Raw genomic sequence first — 20,946 nt, 5'->3', positions numbered from 1 at the left:
TTTACTCTTTTATTAATGGCAGCGTGATATTAGCACAAAGTCCACCCTCTGTTTTATTAGATAACACTAATTCACCGCCATGCGCAGTAATAGCATTTTTAGCAATAGCGAGCCCTAAACCCGTGCCACCACTTACGCGGTCGCGCGCATCAGACTGCCTAAAAAAGGGTTCGCAAAGCTTGCTTAGTTGCTCATTTGGCACACCACAGCCATCATCACATATTTCTATATAAATGGCATCAGTATGCTTTAGAGTAATGCTAATCGTATTATTTGCGTATTTTATAGCGTTGCGAAGTAGGTTTTCAAGCGCACTGGCAATAAGGCTTTCGTCGCAATTAATGTTTACGTCTACAGCGCCCACTATATTTAGCTGCTTATTATTTTGCTTTGCTTCAAACTGCGCATCGTTAATAACGTGATCTACAATTATTTGTAATGATTGTTTTTGCAGTGAAAGCGCTTGGCTTTTGGCCTCTAAGCGAGACACTTGCAGCACGTCGGCAATCATTTTATCAAGCTGATTTGCTTCTTTTTCTATGCGTAATAAATACGATTGGCTGGCATCGTTAGCTTGCATTTGTGCAAGGCCGGTAGCCATTTTTAAACGTGTAAGAGGCGATCGTAACTCATGCGATATGTCGGCTAACAAGCGCTTTTGCGAGCTAATTAAAAGCTCTAACTGATTAGCCATGCTGTTAAAATCTCGCCCTAGTATTCCTAGCTCATCTTTTCGGTTTACAGAAATATCGGCTCTTGCGCTTAGGTTACCCGCTGATAGTTTAATTGCCGCTTTTTTAAGGCTATTTATAGGGGCTATTAAGTTACGGCTAAATACAAAGCTTAAAATGAGAGATGCAACAATTGCGATGACTATTTTCATCCAATTAGGCATAAGCTTAAAGCGCATTATCAGCGGCGGTTGATGGTTAATATCTATTTCATAAAGATAAAAACTCCCTTCAGGCACGTTTATATTAACAGGGCCGAAGGCTTGATATTTTTCAGTGAAAATAATTTGCGGTGACATATTTTGCGTGAAATTTAATAAACTTAAATCGATGCTCTCTGGCACCTCTTTACTACTAAGAGAGTCCTCGCTTTGAGCTGCGCTTAAATATAAAAGTTTACGCTTTGATCTACGGGGGTGTACTAATACATCGCTTAGGCTGCGCTTATGTTTAATAGCAGTCCGCTCAATACTTTTGGCGGTATATATTAGGTTTTTTTTCATAGGGCCATAAAGCGGCTCGTTAGTTACCGCGTTAATAGCGGTAATGTTACTTAAAAATATAAGCGCTGCAACGGTGCCGATTATAGTTAACCAAAACCAAATAAATATTTTAAAAAACAGGTAGTGCCCAGGGTGTTTTAACCAAGTAAAGTAATTGCTTTTATTCGCCTTGGATAAAGACATAGCCCGTACCTCTCATTGTTTTAATTCGCTCACCTGGAATATGCTCTGCTATTTTTTTGCGGATATTACTTACATGCATATCGATAGAGCGATCAAAAGAAGCTAAACGCCTACCTAGTACTTCTTCACTAATTTGCTCTTTACTAACCACTTCACCTGCATTTTTACACAATAGCGTGAGTATTTCGTACTCTGTACCAGTAAGGGTTAATGTAGAGCCGTCTATTGAGGCCTCTCGCGCAGCTAGGTTAACGGTAATACCATTAACGAGTAACTTACTCGTTGCAGCAGCATTTAAACTATTAATGTGTTCTATACGGCGTGTTATTGCTTTAACGCGGGCTAGTAATTCACGATGATTAAAAGGCTTTGGAATATAATCGTCAGCGCCGAGCTCTAGGCCAAAAATACGGTCAAAGTCTTCACCTTTCGCTGTAAGCATTATTACAGGGGTGAGTTTTGTTTGCCTAAGCTGTTTAAGTACTTCAAAGCCATCTAGCGTTGGTAGCATTACATCTAGCAGTATAAGTGCGTAATCGTTCGCTTGTGCTAGTTTAAGACCTTGCTCACCGTCGTGTACGCTTTGTATTTCAAAGCCTTGGGCAGTTAAATATTCACTTAATAGCTCACAAAGGCCCGTATCGTCATCAATCATTAATAGTTTCATTTACAAACCCTTAGAGTTGTTTATAGCGTTATTTTACCCGCTAAATAGTGCAAAGGTGAATCTTTACACAACCTTTACACTGCTTTGCGTTACTTTGCGTTGAGTTAGGTATAGTTAACTCACTGGCTTAGCAGCCACAATCGCTCAACCAACCAATTCAATATTAAGGTAATGATTATGACTAAATTAAACACACTTTCAAAATTAGTACTTATCTGTGGCTTAGCAACAGCAACGCTTGGTGCTGGTAGCGTATTAGCTAAAGGCGACGGGCATAAGCAAGGCCATTCTCAAGCTCGTTTTTTACTTTCTGATCGCGGCGTTGAAAAATTAAACCTAACAGATGAGCAGCAAACTAAGCTAAAGGCTATTTTTGAAGCGCAAAAAACACAAATGAAAGCATTACGTGGCGACAATAAAGAAGCCCGTAAAGCGATGCGTGAAGCGCATAAAGCAAAAATGGATACATTACTTTCGGCGGCAACATTTGACGAAAATGCAGCAAAAGAATTGTTAAACGAACGCCATGAAAAAGGTGAGCAATTCGGTTTAATTAAACTTAAAACTCAGCACCAAGTAATGCAAGTACTTAATGCGGAGCAAAAAGAGAAATTTGCTAAAATGCAAAAACGCATGGGCAAAAAGAAACAGCGTAAGCAAAAAGACTAATCGTTTAATTATAGGTTAAACACTAAAAAACCAGCTACATGCTGGTTTTTGCTTTTAGGGCATAATGAAGATAAATTACTTAAAAAAGTCATCTTCATTTTTAGCCAGCATAGCTTCAATATCTTCAATCATGTCTTGGCTAAACTCTTCAGCTGAGGTGATTGGCGCAGAAATTTTATTATTTTCAAACGACCATTCACCTAAATCAATTAGCTGACAGCGCTTTGAGCAAAAAGGGCGAAATGGGCTTTGCTCTGACCATTCAACTTTAGTTTTACAGGTCGGGCAGTTTACAACAGTAGGCATAATTTACTCTCTACAATTTTTCTTTATAGCTCCAAGAACAATAGCCCAGAGCCATATACTTACATATTAGTGACACGGTTTATTTCAGCGAGTGACGTTAAACCATCGGCGGCTTTGCGTAAACCCGATAGGCGTAAATTATTAAACCCGGCTTTAAGAGATACGTCAGCTATTTCAAGCGAGTTACCACCGCGCATAATAATTTGGGCAATTTCAGGGGTAATTTGCATTACTTCGTAAATACCCACTCGGCCTTTATAACCATCGGTACAGCTATCGCACCCTTTAGGCGTATACAATGTCATTTCTTCAATTTGCTTTGTACTGAATCCTTGGCGAGCTAGTTCTTCGCTCGGCAGTTGTTCTGGCGTTTTACATTTAGGGCACAAACGACGTGCTAAACGCTGGGCTATAATTAAGCTGATCGAACTTGCTACGTTATAAGCTGGCACACCCATATTTAATAAACGGGTGATTGTTTCCGGCGCTGAGTTTGTATGCAATGTTGATAAAACCAAGTGACCTGTTTGCGCCGCTTTTATTGATATTTCTGCGGTCTCAAGGTCACGTATTTCACCTACCATAACTACATCAGGATCTTGACGTAAAAATGCACGCAGTGCGTTGGCAAAAGTCATATCGGCTTTAATATTAATTTGTACTTGGTTTACACCTTCAAGGTTAATCTCAACCGGATCTTCCGCAGTACTAATATTTCGCTCTGGCTGGTTTAATATATTTAAACCTGTGTATAGCGATACCGTTTTACCAGACCCCGTTGGCCCTGTTACCAATATCATCCCTTGAGGCTGGGCAAGCGCATCCATATAGAGCTTTTTCTGCTCAGGCTCGTAACCTAATACATCAATACCTAACATAGCGCTTGATGAATCAAGGATACGCATTACTATTTTTTCGCCCCACAAGGTAGGCATAGTACTTACACGAAAGTCGATACTTTTGCGTTCAGTAATTTTTAGTTTTATACGACCATCTTGTGGTTTGCGTTTTTCGGCAATATCGAGTCGTGACATAACCTTAATACGCGCAGAAAGCTTGGTCGCTAATGTATTAGGTGGGCTTGCCACTTCATGCAAAATACCATCAATTCGAAAGCGAATACGGTACTTGTGCTCATACGGTTCAAAGTGTAAATCAGAGGCGCCTTTTTTAATGGCATCCATTAAAATTTTATTGATGTAAACGATGATAGGTGCATCATCTTTATCGTCATCTTGCTGGGCTGTATCTCTTTGGCTTTCTGTATCTAAATCAGCAAATTCCTGAAACTCGTCATCAGTTAAATTTAGGCTGCCAGTGGCATCTAGTAATTGCTCAATTTTGGCATCGAGTTGAACATAATCAACAACAACAACTTCGCATGAGAGACCAGTACTAAACTCAAAATTTTCGAATGCGCCGTAATCTGTAGGATCGGATGCTGCTATATAAACTTTTCGATCTTTTTGAACAAGCGGCAAAATGTGATGCTTGCGAATAAGTTTTTCTTTTACAAGATCGGCCGGGATTTTTGTAGGATCAAAATCTTTTAAATCAAAATAGGGTACGCGAAACAAATCGATACATTGTTCAGCTAAATCATTACTATCGATTTTTCCACATTTAGAAATAAGCTCAGCTGTTGAGGCAAATTCATTTTGTTTGTTTTTAACCGTGTCGGCATCAATGCGGCCAAGGGTTATAAATTTTCTCAATAACGGTGAGTTAATATTCATTGCGCACCTGTTTTATTCCTTCAATAGTAAGCAATTTATCAGAAAAAAGAAGGGGATTACATCACCTTTCATTCTTTGTTGTGATTTTACTAACTAAAATACGAGTTTGTGTGAGTTAGGACAGTGTTAATGTGAGTTAGTTTTGTTGTGTAATGCATATTGTAGATACTTTTTATGAAGATCAACAAGTTCTATATGCACTAAGTCTAAACTGCGGTCATTATTTAAAATATCATCCGCTTTTTGCTGTTTATTGGCTCGTGACATTTGTGAGGCAATAATACTTTTAACTTGCTCACTACTTGTGTTGTCACGTTTTGCTGTACGCGCTATTTGTACAGAGGTTGGCACGTCAATAAGTAAGGTATGGTCGCAATACTTATCAAGATTATTCTCAAACAATAAAGGCGCGACTAAAACAACATAAGGGCTAGTTGCATTATTTAAATCGTTTAGTATTCTTGCGCGAATCAGAGGGTGCAGTAACGCATTAAGCCATTCTTTGTCATTGTTGTTAGTAAATATTTTTGCGCGAAGCTCTGCTCTATTTAATGTGCCATCAGGCAATAAAATATGCTCACCAAAGTGTTGGGCAATCGCTTTAAGCCCTTTGCTATTTGGCTCTACTACTTGACGCGCAATTATATCGGCATCAACTATTGTAATACCAAGCTCTTCAAACATATTACTAACGGCTGTTTTTCCACAGCCAATACCGCCAGTTAAACCTAATACCCAGCTGTTTACTTTAGTAATTTGCTCACTCATTTTAATAACCAATTAAATTAAAGTAAGCGCCTTGAATTTGGTTACCCCAAAGCATTGCAATCCAGCCCGCTATTGCTAAATAAGGCCCAAAAGGGATAGGGGTCGCTTTGTCTTTACCTTGTATGCTCAACAGTGCAATACCTATAATGGCACCTACTACGCTCGAAAGCAGAATAATAGTGAGTAATGACTGCCAGCCAAGCAAAGCACCAAATACAGCGAGTAGTTTAAAATCGCCATAACCCATGCCTTCTTTACCGGTTAATAACTTAAATAACCAAAACACACTCCATAAGCTTAAATAACCGCAAGCCGCGCCAATAATGGCATCGGTTGGTGTAATTGTGTAACCCATTACAGAGGCAATAAGTGCAAGCCATACAAGCGGTAATGTAAGTTGGTCTGGCAGTAACATGTGATCAATATCAATAAAGGTCAGCGCGACTAAAATCCACGTTACAAAAATATATAATAAAGCTTGCTCGGTTGCACCAAAGCCATAGGCAACAATTAAACTTAATACGGCAGTAATTAGCTCTACAGCAGGGTAGCGAGCAGAAATAGGGTTACTGCAACTTGCACATTTACCTTTAAGTATTAACCAACTAATAATAGGAATATTTTGCCAAGGCTTAATGGCAGTTTCACATTTAGGGCAGGTAGAGTTGGGTTTTACTAAGTTAAAAGGCTCATTGATGTTTGAGTTAGAACTATCAGGCTTCGAGTTACCTGGTTTAGAGCTATCCGAGTTCGAGTTGTTTTTTTTAAGCTCGTCATCTAGCAATATACGGCATTCACTTTGCCACTCGCGCTGCATCATTAATGGTAAACGATAGATAACCACATTTAAAAAGCTACCAATACATAAACTAATTAAGCCAATAGTGGTTAAATAAAACCACAACTGGCTTTGCATCACTTCAATAATACTTTGCATTTGTTTACCTAAAAACTAAAGTTTTTTAATAATACCAATTAACAGCGCGATGTAAAATCGTAATTAAAAACGCGATATAAAATCGTAATTAACAGCGCGATGTAAAATCGCGACTACGTGGTTAATGCCACGGCACCGTAGCAGCGGGTTTACCCCGCGACTGTTACTGCGAGATTGTTACCATTATTGCGCGATGTAAAATCGTAATTAAAAACGCGACTACGCGGTTTATGCCACGTCACAGTAGCAGCGGGTTTACCCCGCGACGGTTACAATTACTGCGCGATATAAAATCGTAATTAAAAACGCGATATAAAATCGCGATATAAAATCGCGACTACGCGGTTTATGCCACGGTAACGTAGCAGCGGGTTTACCCCGCGACGGTTACTGCAAGATTGTTACAATTACTGCGCGATATAAAATCGTAATTAACAGCGCGATGTAAAATCGCGACTACGTGGTTTATGCCACGGTAGCGTAGCAGCGGGTTTACCCCGCGACTGTTACTGCGAGATTGTTACTATTGCTGCGCGATGTAAAATCGTAATTAACAGCGCGATATAAAATCGCGACTACGCGGTTTATGCCACGGTAACGTAGCAGCGGGTTTATCCCGCGACTGTTACTGCGAGATTGTTACAATTACTGCGCGATGTAAAATCGTAATTAAAAACGCGATATAAAATCGCGACTACGCGGTTTATGCCATGGCACCGTAGCAGCGGGTTTATCCCGCGACGGTTACTGCGAGATTGTTACCATTATGGCGCGATTTAAAATCGTAATTAACAGCGCGATGTAAAATCGCGACTACGTGTGTTTTTAAATAGGTGTTTATATTTTTCTCAATGGTATTAAATTACAGAACCTAATTGGAAAATAGGTAAATACATTGCGATAATTAAACCACCAACAAGTACACCTAGTACGGCCATAATAAGTGGCTCAAGCAAGCTTGAAAGACCATCTACAGCATCATCCACTTCTTGCTCGTAAATGTTGGCTACCTTTTCAAGCATGCCATCTAGTGAGCCAGACTCCTCACCAATTGCGACCATTTGTATTACCATATCAGGGAATATTTTTGAGTTACGCATTGCCCAGTTCATTTGATTACCAGAGCTAACCTCTGCTTTTATATCTAAAATAGCATAACGATAAACAGCATTACCTGAAGCGCCTGCAGCAGAATCAAGTGCATCAACAAGCGGCACACCGGCGGCAAACGTGGTCGAAAGAGTTCGTGCATAACGAGCAACGGCCGCTTTATTTAAAATCATGCCAATAACAGGGAGTTTAAGTATAGCCCTGTCTGTAGCATCTCTGAGTCTTAAGCTTCTTAATTTTGCTTCTTTGAATATCCAACCACTAGCAACTACAGTAATTAATGCAACCCACCAATACTCCTGCATAAATTCCGATATACCTATTACAAATAAGGTGAAAGCGGGAAGTTCTGCACCAAAGCCAGCAAAAATATCTTGAAACTGAGGTACTACAAATATTAAAAGGATAGAGGTAACAATTAAAGCTACAACTAAAACTGCAATTGGATAAAACATTGCCTTTTTAATTTTTGATTTGAGTGCTTCAGATTTTTCTTTATAAATAGCGACACGATCAAATATTTTATCAAGCGCACCCGATTGCTCGCCCGATGCTACTAAGTCGCAATATAAATCATCGAAGTAACGAGGGTGCTTTCTAAGTGATGAAGATAAGGTCTGCCCAGCTTTAACTTCATCACCAATAGTCATCATCAACTTGGCAACACTTTTGTTAGTAGATCCTGAACCAATCATTTCGATTGATTGGATTAATGGTACGCCCGCCATCAACATAGTTGCAATTTGGCGAGTTACAAGCGCAATATCTTTTGGGGTTATTTTTTGAACACTTTGAATGCCAAATAATGGTTTTGCTTTACGCTTTACTTTTGAAGGCGTAATACCTTGCTTTCGAAGTTGAGCTTTAACTAATGCAATACTATTACCGGTAAGCTCACCTTCGAGGCGTTTACCTCGTGCACTTACACCTATCCACTCAAAGGTATCAAGCCCTTTTTTATCTGGTTTCTTTGCCATTATTAATCCTCGGAGTAAGTAAGCTTACAATTTGCAAAAGATAGCTGTCCATTTGACCAAAAGCTTGGGCCGTATGGCTTTGGGGATAAGCAGTTGTAGCTTAGCGTAACCAGTACTGTGTAGCATAAAGAAAGTATCAATATGATAGTGAGTGCTATTTTTTTATGAGTGTTGCCTTTCTTTTTTAATAAATTATAGCCTAAGTGCCTTAGTAAAACCCCAACTAAAACAAACAAAAAAGTTTGTGGTATAGGCATAACTATCACACCACTTACCGATGAGTAAATTAATAAACCTATAAATGAAGTGAAGTAAATTAAAAACTCATTTTTATATTTGTTTTTTTTAATAAAAGCCAGTGAATGATGAATTAACTTATATATAAAAAAAACTAAAATAGATAAAACAATTCCTCCCCAGCTATTCAGTATTTGAAGGATGCTATTGTGAGGGTGACTAAAGTTGAAAGTCTCAGATTCATATCCTCCAGGGCCATTACCAATAAGTAGTGTTTTAAAATTTATATTACTAATGACTTCTAGCCATAACTCATATCTTTTTGAGCTGCCAGTTCTTAATATATATTCAGCTGAGTAGTAAGAGCTAAGGTAAGCATAGTGAATTGAAAAAAATAAAACAGCAACTAATAGACAAAAAAGTATTTCTTTTATCATATTTCTATTCGTGAAATAGCAATAAATTAACAGTGCGATGAAAAGTGCTGCAGAAGCCCCCCGTGCACTGCTGAAAAGTAATAAAAAGAAATTTAAAGTCAGGGCTATTCTGGCGATTCTTTGCAGCTTTGGGTGTGAAATAAAATAAATAACAAAAGGGACACTCAGAACCTGAAACTGGTTAAAAAATCGAATGTTATAGAAGCCATGCAGAACACCATCTGGAGATGGTTTATCATCTGAAAATATAAAAAAACAATAATTTAATAACGAAAAAGATAAAATAAATATGTTAGAAAATAGTATTGTATAAAATAAAATAGAATTATTATCTTTTATTTTGTAACCTAAAAAAACAAGGCCTATCAACATTATGCTGTGTAGGTAATTTAGCCCTGAGTTTAGTAAGTTGTTACCTAAAATTGAGCTAATAAAACCAAGTGAAAAGATTAAAAATAATAATAGCTTTGCTCTTTTTTCTAAATCAAGTGGTTTAAAATAAAGTAAAGCACATAAAATAAGTAAGGCTGATTGAAAAACCCTTTTCTCATTATATAAACCAAGCAAATATTCATCAATAAATGGGGTCAAGCAAAGGATTAAGAATAGAGACAGTGTTGATGGGGGAAAGTGTTGTTTAATAATATTCATAATATAAGAAGCTCTCTTTATAAAAAGAGCTTCTTTAATTTTTTAATTAGCTTGCACGGCAGTTTTGCGGTACGTACTTGTTTAAAGCACTTGAGCTAATTGTACATACCCAGCTAACACTACCAGTAGTTGCTGTTGGTGTGAACTTTAAGGTTCCTAAATCCAAGTCGCTAACTGAGGTATCTTTGATTCCGGCTGTTATCTCACCACCTGCACTAACAGTTACTGATTCAACATAGGTTGATGAAATATTCGTATCTAGGCCTACTTTTGCATTAGTTCCACAATCAGTAGTTGCACCAGTCGAAATTATGCATTCACTAACAGCAGTTTTTGCCGACCCTGCAAATGTTATAACTTCACTCATTTTTGCTCGAGTCGTGTAATCTTGATACGCAGGTAGTGCTACTGCGGCTAAAATACCGATGATTGCTACTACAATCATTAATTCAATTAGGGTGAAACCCTGTTGTTTTTGAGTCATTGTTTTCATGTTTCCTCTCCTAAAGGATAGATTTTGTAAGTTGAATCATTTAAGTAGCAAAGTGCTTAACTTAATTTAACCGATTAACTTTACATTTTTACTTAAAATTAATTTTATTGCGCTTTAGCTTTAGAGTATGAAACACAAAAGCTAGGCATGAATTCATTATATTTAGTGCTAACTATAAAAGTTTACTAAAAGCACCACACGTTGTAGCAATAAATAGTATAGGCATAAAGTAGGTAATTTAGTTGTTTTAGTTTTTAAATTTATTTTTTAAAAACTAAAGATAAACTAAAGCTCTAGTTATTTATGACTAGCGTTTAAAATAAGATAGTACAACATAATTAGTTTACCATTTTATTTTAGTATTTAGCACCTACCTTTTTAAAAAAAGCAATTTTTGTTTAATAAAATGTTAAAACTAAGTCTTTCGGGTTATTTAATGCTTTTTTATTCCATATGTCAATCAATTGCGGGTGTTAATTGGTGTTTTTTTGTTTTAAAGCTTCTCAAAACGCATCGATAAATCGATTGATTGTAAATTTTTTGTTAGCGCCCCGCTCGATATAAAATCGACGCCTGCTTGTGAATAGGTTTTGAGTGTTTCTAGAGTCATGTTGCCCGAAACTTCTAATTTTGCACGTTTATTGGTCAAAACCACAGCTTGTTTAATTTGCTCTACACTAAAGTTGTCGAGCATTATTATATCGGCGCCGGCATCAATAGCTTGCTTAAGTTCTGGGAGTGATTCTACTTCTACTTCGACAGGTTTGTTTGGATGGTTTTGTTTAGCTTGAGCTACTGCTTTGTTTATTGTGCCACAAGCCGCTATGTGATTCTCTTTAATTAAAAAGGCGTCAAACAGCCCAATACGATGGTTTGCACCACCACCACATTTTACTGCGTATTTTTGTAATGCGCGCAGACCGGGGATTGTTTTACGTGTATCAAGTAGTTGCGTTGTTGTACCACTTAACTCTTTTACATAATGTGCTGTAGTAGTTGCAGTGCCTGATAAAGTTTGCACAAAGTTAAGTGCAGTACGTTCGGCGGTTAATATTGAACGAGCCGAGCCAATAGCGGTAAATAATGTGCTGTTTGCTTTAACTGAGTCGCCATCATTTATGAGTACATTAACTTCAACACTTGGGTCTACTTGTTCAAATACTTCAAGGATGATGTCTTTTCCGCAAAAAATACAGTCTTCTCGAGTGATTACTTTGGCGCTTGCTTGCTCGTTTTGTGGGATTAGTTGCGCAGTAATATCACCTTCTTGCGCGGTTTGATAATTTAAATCTTCGTCAAGTGCAAGAGTAACAAGCTGAGTAATAAGGGAGTGCGAAATAGACATAGAATGCTCATAAGCGTTAATAAATTAAACAAATTTTACTATGTTTATAAAAGAAAGAGAAGCGATTGCCTTTTCGCCAATCTAAATATAAGCGCAAAGTAAATTAGCACCTACGCGTTGGGCTAAATTATTTGTAGGAGAGGCTTTATACTTCGCTTGTTACTATCATTTTTTTAATAAATCCTTTAGCATCAGCGCTATGTATATCTTGGTATTTATATAATAAACGTATCATGAAAATAGATTTAAGTGGCGTTTTAAGTGCTGTAACGCAGCGGCCTTGTTCGCATTTTGATGAGCGCCCTGTTGAGGCTGAAATTTCTTTATTGGTAATTCATAATATATCTTTGCCAGCCGGGCAGTTTGGAACGCCTTTCGTTGATGAGTTATTTATGGGGAATGTCGATTGTAGCGCACACCCGAGCTTTAGCGACTTAAAGGGGTTACGTGTATCGGCCCATTGCTTTGTAAAGCGCACCGGTGAGGTTATACAATATGTACCTTTTGAAAAGCGTGCTTGGCATGCTGGGCAATCTGAGTTTGAGGGCGTGCCTGCTTGTAATGACTTTAGTATTGGCATTGAGCTTGAAGGTACCGACACCACACCATATTCTTTAGCGCAGTACAAAACATTAACTACACTTAGTAAATCTATAATGCAACGCTACCCAAAAATTACCCCTTCGCGTATTGTGGGGCATTGCGATATTGCCCCAGGGCGTAAAACTGATCCTGGCAGTAGCTTTAATTGGCCATTGTTTTTTAATATGCTTGAACAACTAAGTTAAGAGAGTTATTCCCATGATTTTAGTTTCTATAATAATTGCATTAATACTGGAGCGCTTAGGGGCTCGGTCTAATTACTGGCAGATAAGTTATTACGCAAATGGTTATTTAAATCGCTCTAATAAATTACTTGGTGATAAGGGCTTATTTAGCTCTGCACCGGGCTTTTTAATTTGGCTACTACTCCCGGTAATAGCTATGGCACTAATTTATTGTTTATCTGATTTTGTTTTGTGGCAGTTGGGCATTAATATTGCGGTGCTTTTGGTTTGCTTTGGTTGTGCTAAGCAGCGTGCTTTGTATAAGTCGTACTTAAATGCATTAACGCGAGATGATGGTACTGCTGCGTCATTATATGCATTGCAAATAGGACAAAAACGTACTGAAGGCGAAGAAAATGGCGAAACCTTTGGGCAAACATTGGCATGGGTAAACTTTAGATTTTACTGTGCGGTTATTTTTTGGTTTGTTGTTTTAGGCGCACCAGGTGCGGTTTTATATGCACTGGTACGTACTTTAGCTGATTTAGTACGAGAAGATCATAAAGTAATATTTGCTAAGCGTTTTAAACTTATACATAAACTCCTATTTTGGCTCGATTGGTTACCTGCGCGTATTACAAGCTTTGGTTATTTAGTAATAGGTAACTTTAATAAAGGCACGAGCTGTTGGTTACGTTACGTACTTAACTTTAAATCTCCAAATCGCGAAGTAGTAACATGTACTGCACTTGCTGCAGAGCAAGTTGAAAAGCGTTATTACGGCTGTACCTACGAAGCCACGTGTATGATTAAGCTGGTTAAGCGTAATGTGCTTTTTTACTTAGTACTTATAGCGTTGCTGACATTATTTGGCGGGCTATCGTAGTCGCGATTTTATATTGCGCATTGTGTTTGATGTTTAGTTGATTGCTTGGCTAATGGTCGCGGGGTAAACCCGCTGCTACGATATTGCGTAGTCGCGATTTTATATCGCGCATGTGTTTATGTTTAGTTGATTGCTTGGCTAATGGTCGCGGGGTAAACCCGCTGCTACGGTATTTGCGTAGTCGCGATTTTATATCGCGCATGTGTTTTATATTTAGTTGATTGCTCGCATAAGAGTCGCGGGGTAAACCCGCTGCTACGGTATTTGCGTAGTCGCGATTTTATATCGCGCATTGTGTTTTATGTTTAGTTGATTGCTCGCATAAGAGTCGCGGGGTAAACCCGCTGCTACGGTATTTGCGTAGTCGCGATTTTATATCGCGCGTGTATTTTATATTTAGTTAATTGCTCGCATAAGAGTCGTGGGGTAAACCCGCTGCTACGATATTTGCGTAGTCGCGATTTTATATCGCGCATTGTGTTTTATATTTAGTTGATTGCTCGCATAAGAGTCGCGGGGTAAACCCGCTGCTACGGTATTTGCGTAGTCGCGATTTTATATCGCGCATTATGTTTTATGTGTAGTTGATTGCTCGGCTAATGGTCGCGGGGTAAACCCGCTGCTACGAGTCTAGGTAAATACTGTCCCAATATGGGTAGTCTGCAATGTTTTCTATTAAATTTGCACGTAAAGGGTTTGCTACTATGTACCTAGCACAGCTATTTAAATCTTCGGTATTTCTTATTAAGTGATCATAAAACCCTTTTTGCCAAAGCTTTTGCCTGCCAAATTGTCTATACACTGTGGCTGAGCGTCCTTTGAAGCTTCTAATTACCTCACTTAATGTTGCGCTATCAGATAATTGTAATAACCAATGAATATGGTTTGGCATTATCACGAAAGTATTTGATTTAATCAGTTGCTCTCTTTCTAATCCCCTCATTTCATTGATAATAGCTCTATTAATTATTAAGCTTGTGAATAGGTTGTTTCGCTCATGACAAACTAGTGTAATAGCATAATAGTGGTTTGCTTTTGATACTCTTCCCTTTCGTAATAAATATGAACGATGCATAACATACTCGTATTTTAGCAATCACAGACCCACGAATTTAAAGCATATGCAATTTCTATAAATTTGCGTAGTCGCGATTTTATATCGCGTATTGTGTTTTATGTGTAGGTAATTGGTTGGTAAATAATCGTGGGGTAAACCCGCTGCTACGGTATTTACGTAGTCGCGATTTTATATCGCGTATTGTATTTTATGTTTAGTTGATTGCTTGACTAATGGTCGCGGGGTAAACCCGCTGCTACGATATTTGCGTAGTCGCGATTTCATATCGCGCATTGTATTTTATGTTTAGTTGATTGCTTGACTAATGGTCGCGGGGTAAACCCGCTGCTACGATATTTGCGTAGTCGCGATTTCATATCGCACATTGTGTTTTATATTTAGTTGGTTGCTCGCATAAGAGTCGCGGGGTAAACCCGCTGCTACGATCTTTGCGTAGTCGCGATTTTATATCGCGCATTGTGTTTTATATTTAGTTGATTGCTCGCATAAGAGTCGCGGGGTAAACCCGCTGCTACGGTATTTGCGTAATCGCGATTTTATATCGCGTATTGTGGTTTACTTTTATCCTGATGTTAATTTCTTTAATAAATTCAACTAGAGTTAACACTCTATTTTTCTGGTCAGACCATTTGTTTTCATCTCATTAACTTTGTAATTATTTTTGCAAATTGTGCTTTGTTTAATCTTCGTTCAAAATGCGTTACGCTACGTTACCCGTATAAGTAGACTGTAAATTGACAGCTATTAGGGTTTTTGATACCTTATTGAAAATTTTTGGTATGACCAATTTACCTTTTGGGTAAATCATACTGCTTAAAGCCCCGTTTTGTGGGCTCTTGGTATTTATACAACGCGGACGTTGATTCATGTCTTTAAAGATTAAAGCGGCAAAGTTATCTGATGTTATTTTACAGCAACTTGAGAACATGATTCTTGAAGGCTCGTTAGCACCAGGTGAAAAGTTGCCACCAGAGCGTGAACTAGCAAAGCAATTTGAAGTGTCTCGCCCGTCACTGCGTGAGGCAATTCAAAAATTAGAAGCAAAAGGTTTAGTTACTCGTCGCCAAGGTGGCGGCACGTTTGTAAAAAATCAGCTCGAAGAAGGGCTTACTGATCCACTTTTTGATTTGATTAGTAAACACCCTGAGTCGCAGTTTGATTTACTTGAATTTCGTCATGCATTAGAAGGGATTGCTGCTTACTACGCGGCACTGCGCGGGACCAGTAACGATTTTAGCAAAGTGAAAGAAAGCTTTGATAAAATTGCCCTAGTTAATGATGATTTACAGCAAAAAGCAAAAGCAATTAATGCATTTCACTTTAGCGTGGCAGAAGCCTCGCATAATGTGGTTTTACTGCATTTAGTTAGAGGTATGAAAGCGCTGCTTGAGCAAAATGTATTGCAAAATTTAACTGTTTTATTAAAAAAGTCAGATATTAGCAGTCAGTTAGCCCAGCATAGGCGTTTATTAATGGATGCCGTTATTGACGGTAATCCAGAACAAGCCCGTTTAGCAAGTAATGCGCACTTAGCATTTATAGAAGAAGCACTACTTGAAGCAGGCAAAGAACATTCGCGAATTGAACGTAGTTTAAGACGCACTAAACAAAATTAAGTTAGTACATAACTACTTTGAACACACAAATTAAGTAGCTGTGATATTAAATTAACAATATTCGTATTTTAAACATAAGGAAACCTCCATATGTCTGAAGTCAATAAAATTGACGTAGACGCGCTAGAAACACAAGAGTGGTTACAAGCTCTTGAATCAGTTGTGCGCGAAGAAGGTGTTGAACGAGCTCAGTTTTTACTTGAGCAAGTATTAGAGCAAGCCCGTTTAGACGGCGTTGATATGCCAACGGGTATTACCACGAACTACGTTAATACTATTCCTGTAGATCAAGAACCTGCTTACCCAGGTGATGTAAACCTTGAGCGTCGTATTCGTTCAATTATACGTTGGAACGCGATTATGATCGTTTTACGTGCATCTAAAAAAGATCTCGACTTAGGCGGCCATATGGCGTCTTACCAATCATCTGCTGCATTTTATGAAGTGTGTTTTAACCACTTCTTTAAAGCGCCAAATGACGTAGACGGTGGTGACTTAGTTTATTACCAAGGTCATATTTCTCCGGGTATATATGCACGTGCATTTGTTGAAGGTCGTTTATCGGCTGCGCAACTAGATAACTTCCGCCAAGAAGTTGATGGCGAAGGCTTACCATCGTACCCACACCCTAAGTTAATGCCTGAATTTTGGCAGTTCCCTACGGTATCAATGGGCCTGGGTCCTATTTCGTCTATTTACCAAGCGCGCTTCTTAAAATACTTAGATGGTCGTGGCTTAAAAGATACTAAAAACCAACGTGTATACGCGTTTTTAGGTGACGGTGAAATGGATGAGCCAGAATCACGTGGCGCTATCTCTTTTGCTGCACGTGAAAAACTAGATAACCTTTGTTACTTAGTTAACTGTAACTTACAGCGTTTAGACGGCCCAGTTATGGGTAACGGTAAAATTATTCAAGAGCTAGAAGGCTTGTTTAAAGGCGCTGGCTGGAACGTAATTAAACTAGTATGGGGCAGCGGCTGGGATATTCTTCTAGCTAAAGACACGACTGGTAAATTACTACAGTTAATGAACGAAACTGTGGATGGCGATTACCAAACATATAAAGCTAAAGATGGCGCGTACGTACGCGAAAACTTCTTTGGTCGTTACCCAGAAACAGCAGCACTTGTTGCTGACATGACAGATGACGAAATTTTCGCGCTTAAGCGTGGTGGTCATGAGTCATCAAAATTATTTGCTGCATTTAAAAAAGCAGAAGACACTAAAGGCCGTCCAACTGTAATTCTTGCTAAAACTGTAAAAGGTTACGGCATGGGTGAAGCAGCTGAAGGTAAAAACATTGCGCACCAAGTGAAAAAAATGGACATGTCGCATGTTGCACATTTACGTTCACGACTTGGTCTTGATGATTTAGTATCTGAAGAACAGTTAAAAGAGCTTCCTTACCTAGAGCTTGAAGAAGGTTCCCCTGAGTATAAATACCTACATGCTCGTCGTGATGAACTTAAAGGTTATACACCTAAGCGTATTCCACGTTTTAGCGAAAAATTAGCGTTGCCAGAAGTAGAGGCATTTAAGCCGCTACTTGAAGAGCAAAAGCGTGATATTTCTACGACTATGGGTTTTGTTCGTGCACTTAATATCTTATTAAAAGACAAAGGCATTGGTAAAAACATCGTACCAATTATTGCCGATGAAGCGCGTACGTTTGGTATGGAAGGTTTATTCCGTCAAATCGGTATTTATAACCCGCATGGCCAAAACTATACGCCACAGGATCGTGATATCGTTTCTTACTATAAAGAAGCAACATCTGGTCAAGTGCTTCAAGAAGGTATTAATGAGTTAGGTGCAATGTCGTCATGGGTTGCTGCTGCAACTTCATACAGCACTAACGATTTACCAATGATCCCATTCTACATTTACTACTCTATGTTTGGTTTCCAACGCGTTGGCGACATGGCATGGATGGCGGGCGATCAACAAGCACGTGGTTTCTTATTAGGTGCTACTGCGGGTCGTACAACGCTAAATGGTGAAGGCTTGCAACACGAAGATGGTCACAGTCATATTCTTGCTAATACGGTTCCTAACTGTATTTCATATGACCCAACTTACGCTTTTGAAGTCGCTGTTATTGTACAAGACGGTATTCGTCGTATGTACGGTGATGACCAAGAAAATATTTACTATTACCTAACGCTTATGAACGAAAACTACCATCAGCCAGCTATGCCAGAAGGCGCTGAAGAAGGCATTCGTAAAGGTATTTACAAGCTTGAAAGTTACGAAGGTAAAAAAGCCAACGTACAGCTACTAAGCTCAGGTACTATTATGACTGAAGTACGCAAAGCTGCTTCAATCTTAAGCGAAGAATATGGTATTGCATCAGATGTTTACTCAGTAACATCTTTCAACGAATTAACGCGTGATGGTCAAGATGTTGAGCGTTTCAACATGCTTAATCCTGAAGGCGAGCAAAAAACAGCATTCATCACAAGCGTATTAAACGACTCTGTGACTGTTGCAGCAACGGATTACATGAAAAACTACGCAGAGCAAGCGCGTTCATTCATTCCAAGCAGCAACTACAAAGTGTTAGGTACAGATGGTTACGGTCGTTCTGATAGCCGTGAAAACCTACGTCGTCACTTTGAAGTTAACGCGAGCTACGTTGTTGTTGCTACGTTATCTGAACTTGCTAAACGCGGTGAAGTTGAGAAGTCAGTAGTTGTTGAAGCACTTAAAAAGTTCAACATCGACACTAACAAACTTAACCCACTGTACGCATAAGAGGTTTGCAATGAGTATTGAAATTAAAGTACCAGATATTGGTGACGATGAAGTAGAAGTAACCGAAATACTAGTAAGCGTTGGCGACAAAGTAGATGTAGACCAATCATTACTAAATGTTGAAGGCGACAAAGCATCAATGGAAATACCGGCTTCGCAAGCGGGTACAGTTAAAGAGATTAAAGTAAACGTTGGCGATACCGTTACAACGGGCTCTTTAGTATTTTTGTTTGAAGGCGAGAGTGAAAGCACTGATGAAGAAAATACATCAGCCGCTGCTCCAGCTAAATCTGAAGAGGCAGCACCTGCTGCTTCTACAGGTTCTTCAACTAAAGAAGTAACCGTACCAGATATTGGCGATGATGAAGTTGAAGTAACAGAAGTTATGGTTGCTGTTGGCGACACCGTTTCAGAAGAGCAATCTATCTTAAACGTTGAAGGCGACAAGGCTGCAATGGAAGTACCTGCGCCATTTGCTGGTACAGTTAAAGAAATTAAAGTCGCCGCTGGCGATACTGTTAAAACTGGCTCACTAGTATTTGTTTTTGAAGTAGCAGGCAGTGAATCTGCATCACCGGCTAAAGAGTCGGCTCCTGTAGAAGCGCCAGCAGCTAGCTCAACAGCAAGCGTAGCACCAAGTACTAAAGAAGTGAATGTGCCTGATATTGGTGGCGATGAAGTTGAAGTAACTGAAATTATGGTTGCAGTTGGCGATACGGTGGAAGAAGATCAATCAATCTTAAACGTTGAAGGCGATAAAGCGGCAATGGAAGTACCAGCTCCATTTGCCGGTACAGTTAAAGAAATTAAAGTAGCCGCAGGCGATAAAGTATCGACAGGCTCATTAATTTTTGTATTTGAAGTTGCAGGCAGTGCGCCAGCGGCATCTGCACCCGCTGAAAAATCAGCACCTGAAGCAGCGGCACCAAAAGCAGAGTCGGCACCGGCTCAAGCAGCACCTGCAAAAGCAAGTAACGAAAGCTTCACAGAAAACAGCGCGTATGCTCATGCATCGCCAGTTGTTCGCCGTTTAGCGCGTGAGTTTGGTATTAACCTAGCTAACGTTAAAGGCACTGGTCGCAAAGCCCGTATAGTTAAAGAAGACGTGCAAAACTATGTTAAAAACTTAGTTAAGCAAGTTGAATCAGGTCAGCTGTCTGCTAGCAAAGGTAATGCTGGTGGCGGTGAGCTGGGTCTTATTCCATGGCCTAAAGTAGATTTTGCTAAGTTTGGTGAAATTGAAGAGCAAAAACTGTCTCGTATTCAAAAGCTGTCGGGCAAAAACTTACACCGTAACTGGGTGCAAATCCCACATGTTACACAGTTTGACGAAGCTGATATCACAAGCCTTGAAGTATTCCGTAAAGAGCAAAATGTGCTTAGCGAGAAGAAAAAACTGGGTGTTAAAATTACGCCTCTTGTGTTTGTAATGAAAGCAGCTGCAAAAGCACTTGCTGAATTTCCAAAATTCAACTCATCGCTTTCTGAAGATGGCGAAAGCTTAATTCTTAAAAAGTACATTAACATTGGTGTTGCGGTTGATACGCCAAACGGTTTAGTTGTACCAGTGTTTAAAGATGTTGATAAAAAAGGCATTATTGAACTATCACGCGAGTTAATGGAAGTATCTGTTAAAGCACGTGACGGGAAGCTTACATCGTCTGATATGCAAGGTGGTTGTTTTACTATTTCAAGCCTTGGTGGTATTGGCGGTACGGCATTTACGCCGATTGTTAATGCACCAGAAGTGGCTATTTTAGGTGTATCTAAATCTGAAATGAAACCTAAATGGAATGGTAAAGAGTTTGAACCTAAGTTAATGGTTCCACTTTCTATGTCATACGACCATAGGGTGATTGACGGCGCATTAGCAGCACGCTTTACTGTGACTCTTGCAAGTTACATGAGCGATATTCGCCAATTGGTGATGTAATCGTTAGATAATAAATAGAATCAAATCCCAGCCAGTTGTTTTTAGCTGGGATTTTTACCATTTGCAATGATACAATCTTTGTACGAATTGCATCACTTTGTGCGCTGCTTACTCTTTCTGCCTTGCAGAAACATGGCAGTTAAATTTTAGGGCAGTGTC

The 20,946-nt window shown here is 39.1% G+C and carries 17 protein-coding genes; 6 read left to right on the top strand and 11 right to left on the bottom strand.

Annotated features, from left to right (window positions below):
- Position 1: 1 nt before the first annotated feature.
- A complete protein-coding gene (locus PX700_RS03895) occupies positions 2-1,417 on the bottom strand; it encodes an ATP-binding protein (protein ID WP_479519913.1) in 1,416 nt (471 codons plus the stop codon).
- A complete protein-coding gene (locus PX700_RS03890) occupies positions 1,395-2,084 on the bottom strand; it encodes a response regulator (RefSeq protein ID WP_166420937.1) in 690 nt (229 codons plus the stop codon). Before PX700_RS03890 ends, PX700_RS03895 begins: the two co-directional genes overlap by 23 nt.
- Before the next feature lie 177 nt (positions 2,085-2,261).
- Between PX700_RS03890 and PX700_RS03885 the strand changes: the two genes are divergently transcribed.
- Positions 2,262-2,753, top strand: coding sequence for a Spy/CpxP family protein refolding chaperone (locus PX700_RS03885; RefSeq protein WP_415637445.1), 492 nt, complete (start codon positions 2,262-2,264; stop codon positions 2,751-2,753).
- 75 nt (positions 2,754-2,828) lie between these two features.
- On the opposite strand, the gene yacG is transcribed toward PX700_RS03885, so the two are convergent.
- From yacG to nadC, 8 genes are all read right to left on the bottom strand, one after another.
- The gene (gene yacG, locus PX700_RS03880; protein ID WP_076925028.1) at positions 2,829-3,059 is read right to left on the bottom strand and encodes a DNA gyrase inhibitor YacG; all 231 of its coding nucleotides are present in this window, start codon (positions 3,057-3,059) and stop codon (positions 2,829-2,831) included.
- Between the two features lie 59 nt (positions 3,060-3,118).
- Complete coding sequence (gene pilB / locus PX700_RS03875; protein WP_479519912.1) at positions 3,119-4,795, bottom strand: type IV-A pilus assembly ATPase PilB; 1,677 nt, start codon at positions 4,793-4,795, stop codon at positions 3,119-3,121.
- Between the two features lie 126 nt (positions 4,796-4,921).
- Positions 4,922-5,563: a dephospho-CoA kinase gene (gene coaE / locus PX700_RS03870; RefSeq protein ID WP_415637447.1), complete on the bottom strand. Its 642-nt coding sequence runs from the start codon at positions 5,561-5,563 to the stop codon at positions 4,922-4,924.
- Position 5,564: 1 nt separating this feature from the next.
- Positions 5,565-6,500: a prepilin peptidase gene (locus tag PX700_RS03865; RefSeq protein ID WP_479519911.1), complete on the bottom strand. Its 936-nt coding sequence runs from the start codon at positions 6,498-6,500 to the stop codon at positions 5,565-5,567.
- An 857-nt stretch (positions 6,501-7,357) separates the two neighbouring features.
- Complete coding sequence (locus tag PX700_RS03860) at positions 7,358-8,587, bottom strand: type II secretion system F family protein (protein ID WP_479519910.1); 1,230 nt, start codon at positions 8,585-8,587, stop codon at positions 7,358-7,360.
- 2 nt (positions 8,588-8,589) lie between these two features.
- On the bottom strand, positions 8,590-9,912 hold the full coding sequence (locus PX700_RS03855) for an O-antigen ligase family protein (protein ID WP_479519909.1): 1,323 nt from the start codon (positions 9,910-9,912) through the stop codon (positions 8,590-8,592).
- A 46-nt stretch (positions 9,913-9,958) separates the two neighbouring features.
- Complete coding sequence (locus PX700_RS03850; RefSeq protein ID WP_479519908.1) at positions 9,959-10,405, bottom strand: pilin; 447 nt, start codon at positions 10,403-10,405, stop codon at positions 9,959-9,961.
- 493 nt (positions 10,406-10,898) lie between these two features.
- Positions 10,899-11,750, bottom strand: a complete 852-nt coding sequence (gene nadC, locus PX700_RS03845; RefSeq protein ID WP_479519907.1) for a carboxylating nicotinate-nucleotide diphosphorylase — start codon at positions 11,748-11,750, stop codon at positions 10,899-10,901.
- 233 nt (positions 11,751-11,983) lie between these two features.
- On the opposite strand from nadC, the gene ampD reads away from it, so the two are divergent.
- Together ampD and ampE are read left to right on the top strand one after the other, a co-directional pair.
- Positions 11,984-12,538, top strand: coding sequence for a 1,6-anhydro-N-acetylmuramyl-L-alanine amidase AmpD (gene ampD, locus PX700_RS03840; RefSeq protein ID WP_479519906.1), 555 nt, complete (start codon positions 11,984-11,986; stop codon positions 12,536-12,538).
- A 13-nt stretch (positions 12,539-12,551) separates the two neighbouring features.
- Positions 12,552-13,403, top strand: a complete 852-nt coding sequence (gene ampE, locus PX700_RS03835) for a beta-lactamase regulator AmpE (RefSeq protein ID WP_165740943.1) — start codon at positions 12,552-12,554, stop codon at positions 13,401-13,403.
- A 622-nt stretch (positions 13,404-14,025) separates the two neighbouring features.
- On the opposite strand, the gene PX700_RS03830 is transcribed toward ampE, so the two are convergent.
- A complete protein-coding gene (locus PX700_RS03830) occupies positions 14,026-14,478 on the bottom strand; it encodes an REP-associated tyrosine transposase (protein WP_415637453.1) in 453 nt (150 codons plus the stop codon).
- Positions 14,479-15,347: 869 nt separating this feature from the next.
- On the opposite strand from PX700_RS03830, the gene pdhR reads away from it, so the two are divergent.
- From pdhR to aceF, 3 genes are all read left to right on the top strand, one after another.
- Positions 15,348-16,097 (top strand): pyruvate dehydrogenase complex transcriptional repressor PdhR, encoded by a 750-nt coding sequence (gene pdhR, locus PX700_RS03825; RefSeq protein WP_007586129.1) that lies wholly within the window; start codon positions 15,348-15,350, stop codon positions 16,095-16,097.
- Between the two features lie 90 nt (positions 16,098-16,187).
- Positions 16,188-18,854, top strand: coding sequence for a pyruvate dehydrogenase (acetyl-transferring), homodimeric type (gene aceE, locus PX700_RS03820; protein WP_479519905.1), 2,667 nt, complete (start codon positions 16,188-16,190; stop codon positions 18,852-18,854).
- Positions 18,855-18,864: 10 nt separating this feature from the next.
- On the top strand, positions 18,865-20,787 hold the full coding sequence (gene aceF / locus PX700_RS03815; RefSeq protein WP_479519904.1) for a pyruvate dehydrogenase complex dihydrolipoyllysine-residue acetyltransferase: 1,923 nt from the start codon (positions 18,865-18,867) through the stop codon (positions 20,785-20,787).
- Positions 20,788-20,946 lie beyond the last annotated feature (159 nt).

The sequence above is a fragment of the Pseudoalteromonas sp. TP27 genome (genome assembly GCF_056470645.1).
This window is presented reverse-complemented; position numbering and strand designations above follow the sequence as displayed.

What these genes read in the sequence shown, in the direction of transcription:
- pilB (WP_479519912.1), bottom strand. Translation starts at nt 4,795, where the DNA reads ATGAATATTAACTCACCGTTATTGAGAAAATTTATAACCCTTGGCCGC.
- PX700_RS03890 (WP_166420937.1), bottom strand. Translation starts at nt 2,084, where the DNA reads ATGAAACTATTAATGATTGATGACGATACGGGCCTTTGTGAGCTATTA.
- PX700_RS03860 (WP_479519910.1), bottom strand. Translation starts at nt 8,587, where the DNA reads ATGGCAAAGAAACCAGATAAAAAAGGGCTTGATACCTTTGAGTGGATA.
- PX700_RS03855 (WP_479519909.1), bottom strand. Translation starts at nt 9,912, where the DNA reads ATGAATATTATTAAACAACACTTTCCCCCATCAACACTGTCTCTATTC.
- PX700_RS03850 (WP_479519908.1), bottom strand. Translation starts at nt 10,405, where the DNA reads ATGAAAACAATGACTCAAAAACAACAGGGTTTCACCCTAATTGAATTA.
- coaE (WP_415637447.1), bottom strand. Translation starts at nt 5,563, where the DNA reads ATGAGTGAGCAAATTACTAAAGTAAACAGCTGGGTATTAGGTTTAACT.
- PX700_RS03885 (WP_415637445.1), top strand. Translation starts at nt 2,262, where the DNA reads ATGACTAAATTAAACACACTTTCAAAATTAGTACTTATCTGTGGCTTA.
- ampE (WP_165740943.1), top strand. Translation starts at nt 12,552, where the DNA reads ATGATTTTAGTTTCTATAATAATTGCATTAATACTGGAGCGCTTAGGG.
- yacG (WP_076925028.1), bottom strand. Translation starts at nt 3,059, where the DNA reads ATGCCTACTGTTGTAAACTGCCCGACCTGTAAAACTAAAGTTGAATGG.
- pdhR (WP_007586129.1), top strand. Translation starts at nt 15,348, where the DNA reads ATGTCTTTAAAGATTAAAGCGGCAAAGTTATCTGATGTTATTTTACAG.
- PX700_RS03895 (WP_479519913.1), bottom strand. Translation starts at nt 1,417, where the DNA reads ATGTCTTTATCCAAGGCGAATAAAAGCAATTACTTTACTTGGTTAAAA.
- PX700_RS03830 (WP_415637453.1), bottom strand. Translation starts at nt 14,478, where the DNA reads ATGCATCGTTCATATTTATTACGAAAGGGAAGAGTATCAAAAGCAAAC.
- ampD (WP_479519906.1), top strand. Translation starts at nt 11,984, where the DNA reads ATGAAAATAGATTTAAGTGGCGTTTTAAGTGCTGTAACGCAGCGGCCT.
- aceF (WP_479519904.1), top strand. Translation starts at nt 18,865, where the DNA reads ATGAGTATTGAAATTAAAGTACCAGATATTGGTGACGATGAAGTAGAA.
- aceE (WP_479519905.1), top strand. Translation starts at nt 16,188, where the DNA reads ATGTCTGAAGTCAATAAAATTGACGTAGACGCGCTAGAAACACAAGAG.
- PX700_RS03865 (WP_479519911.1), bottom strand. Translation starts at nt 6,500, where the DNA reads ATGCAAAGTATTATTGAAGTGATGCAAAGCCAGTTGTGGTTTTATTTA.
- nadC (WP_479519907.1), bottom strand. Translation starts at nt 11,750, where the DNA reads ATGTCTATTTCGCACTCCCTTATTACTCAGCTTGTTACTCTTGCACTT.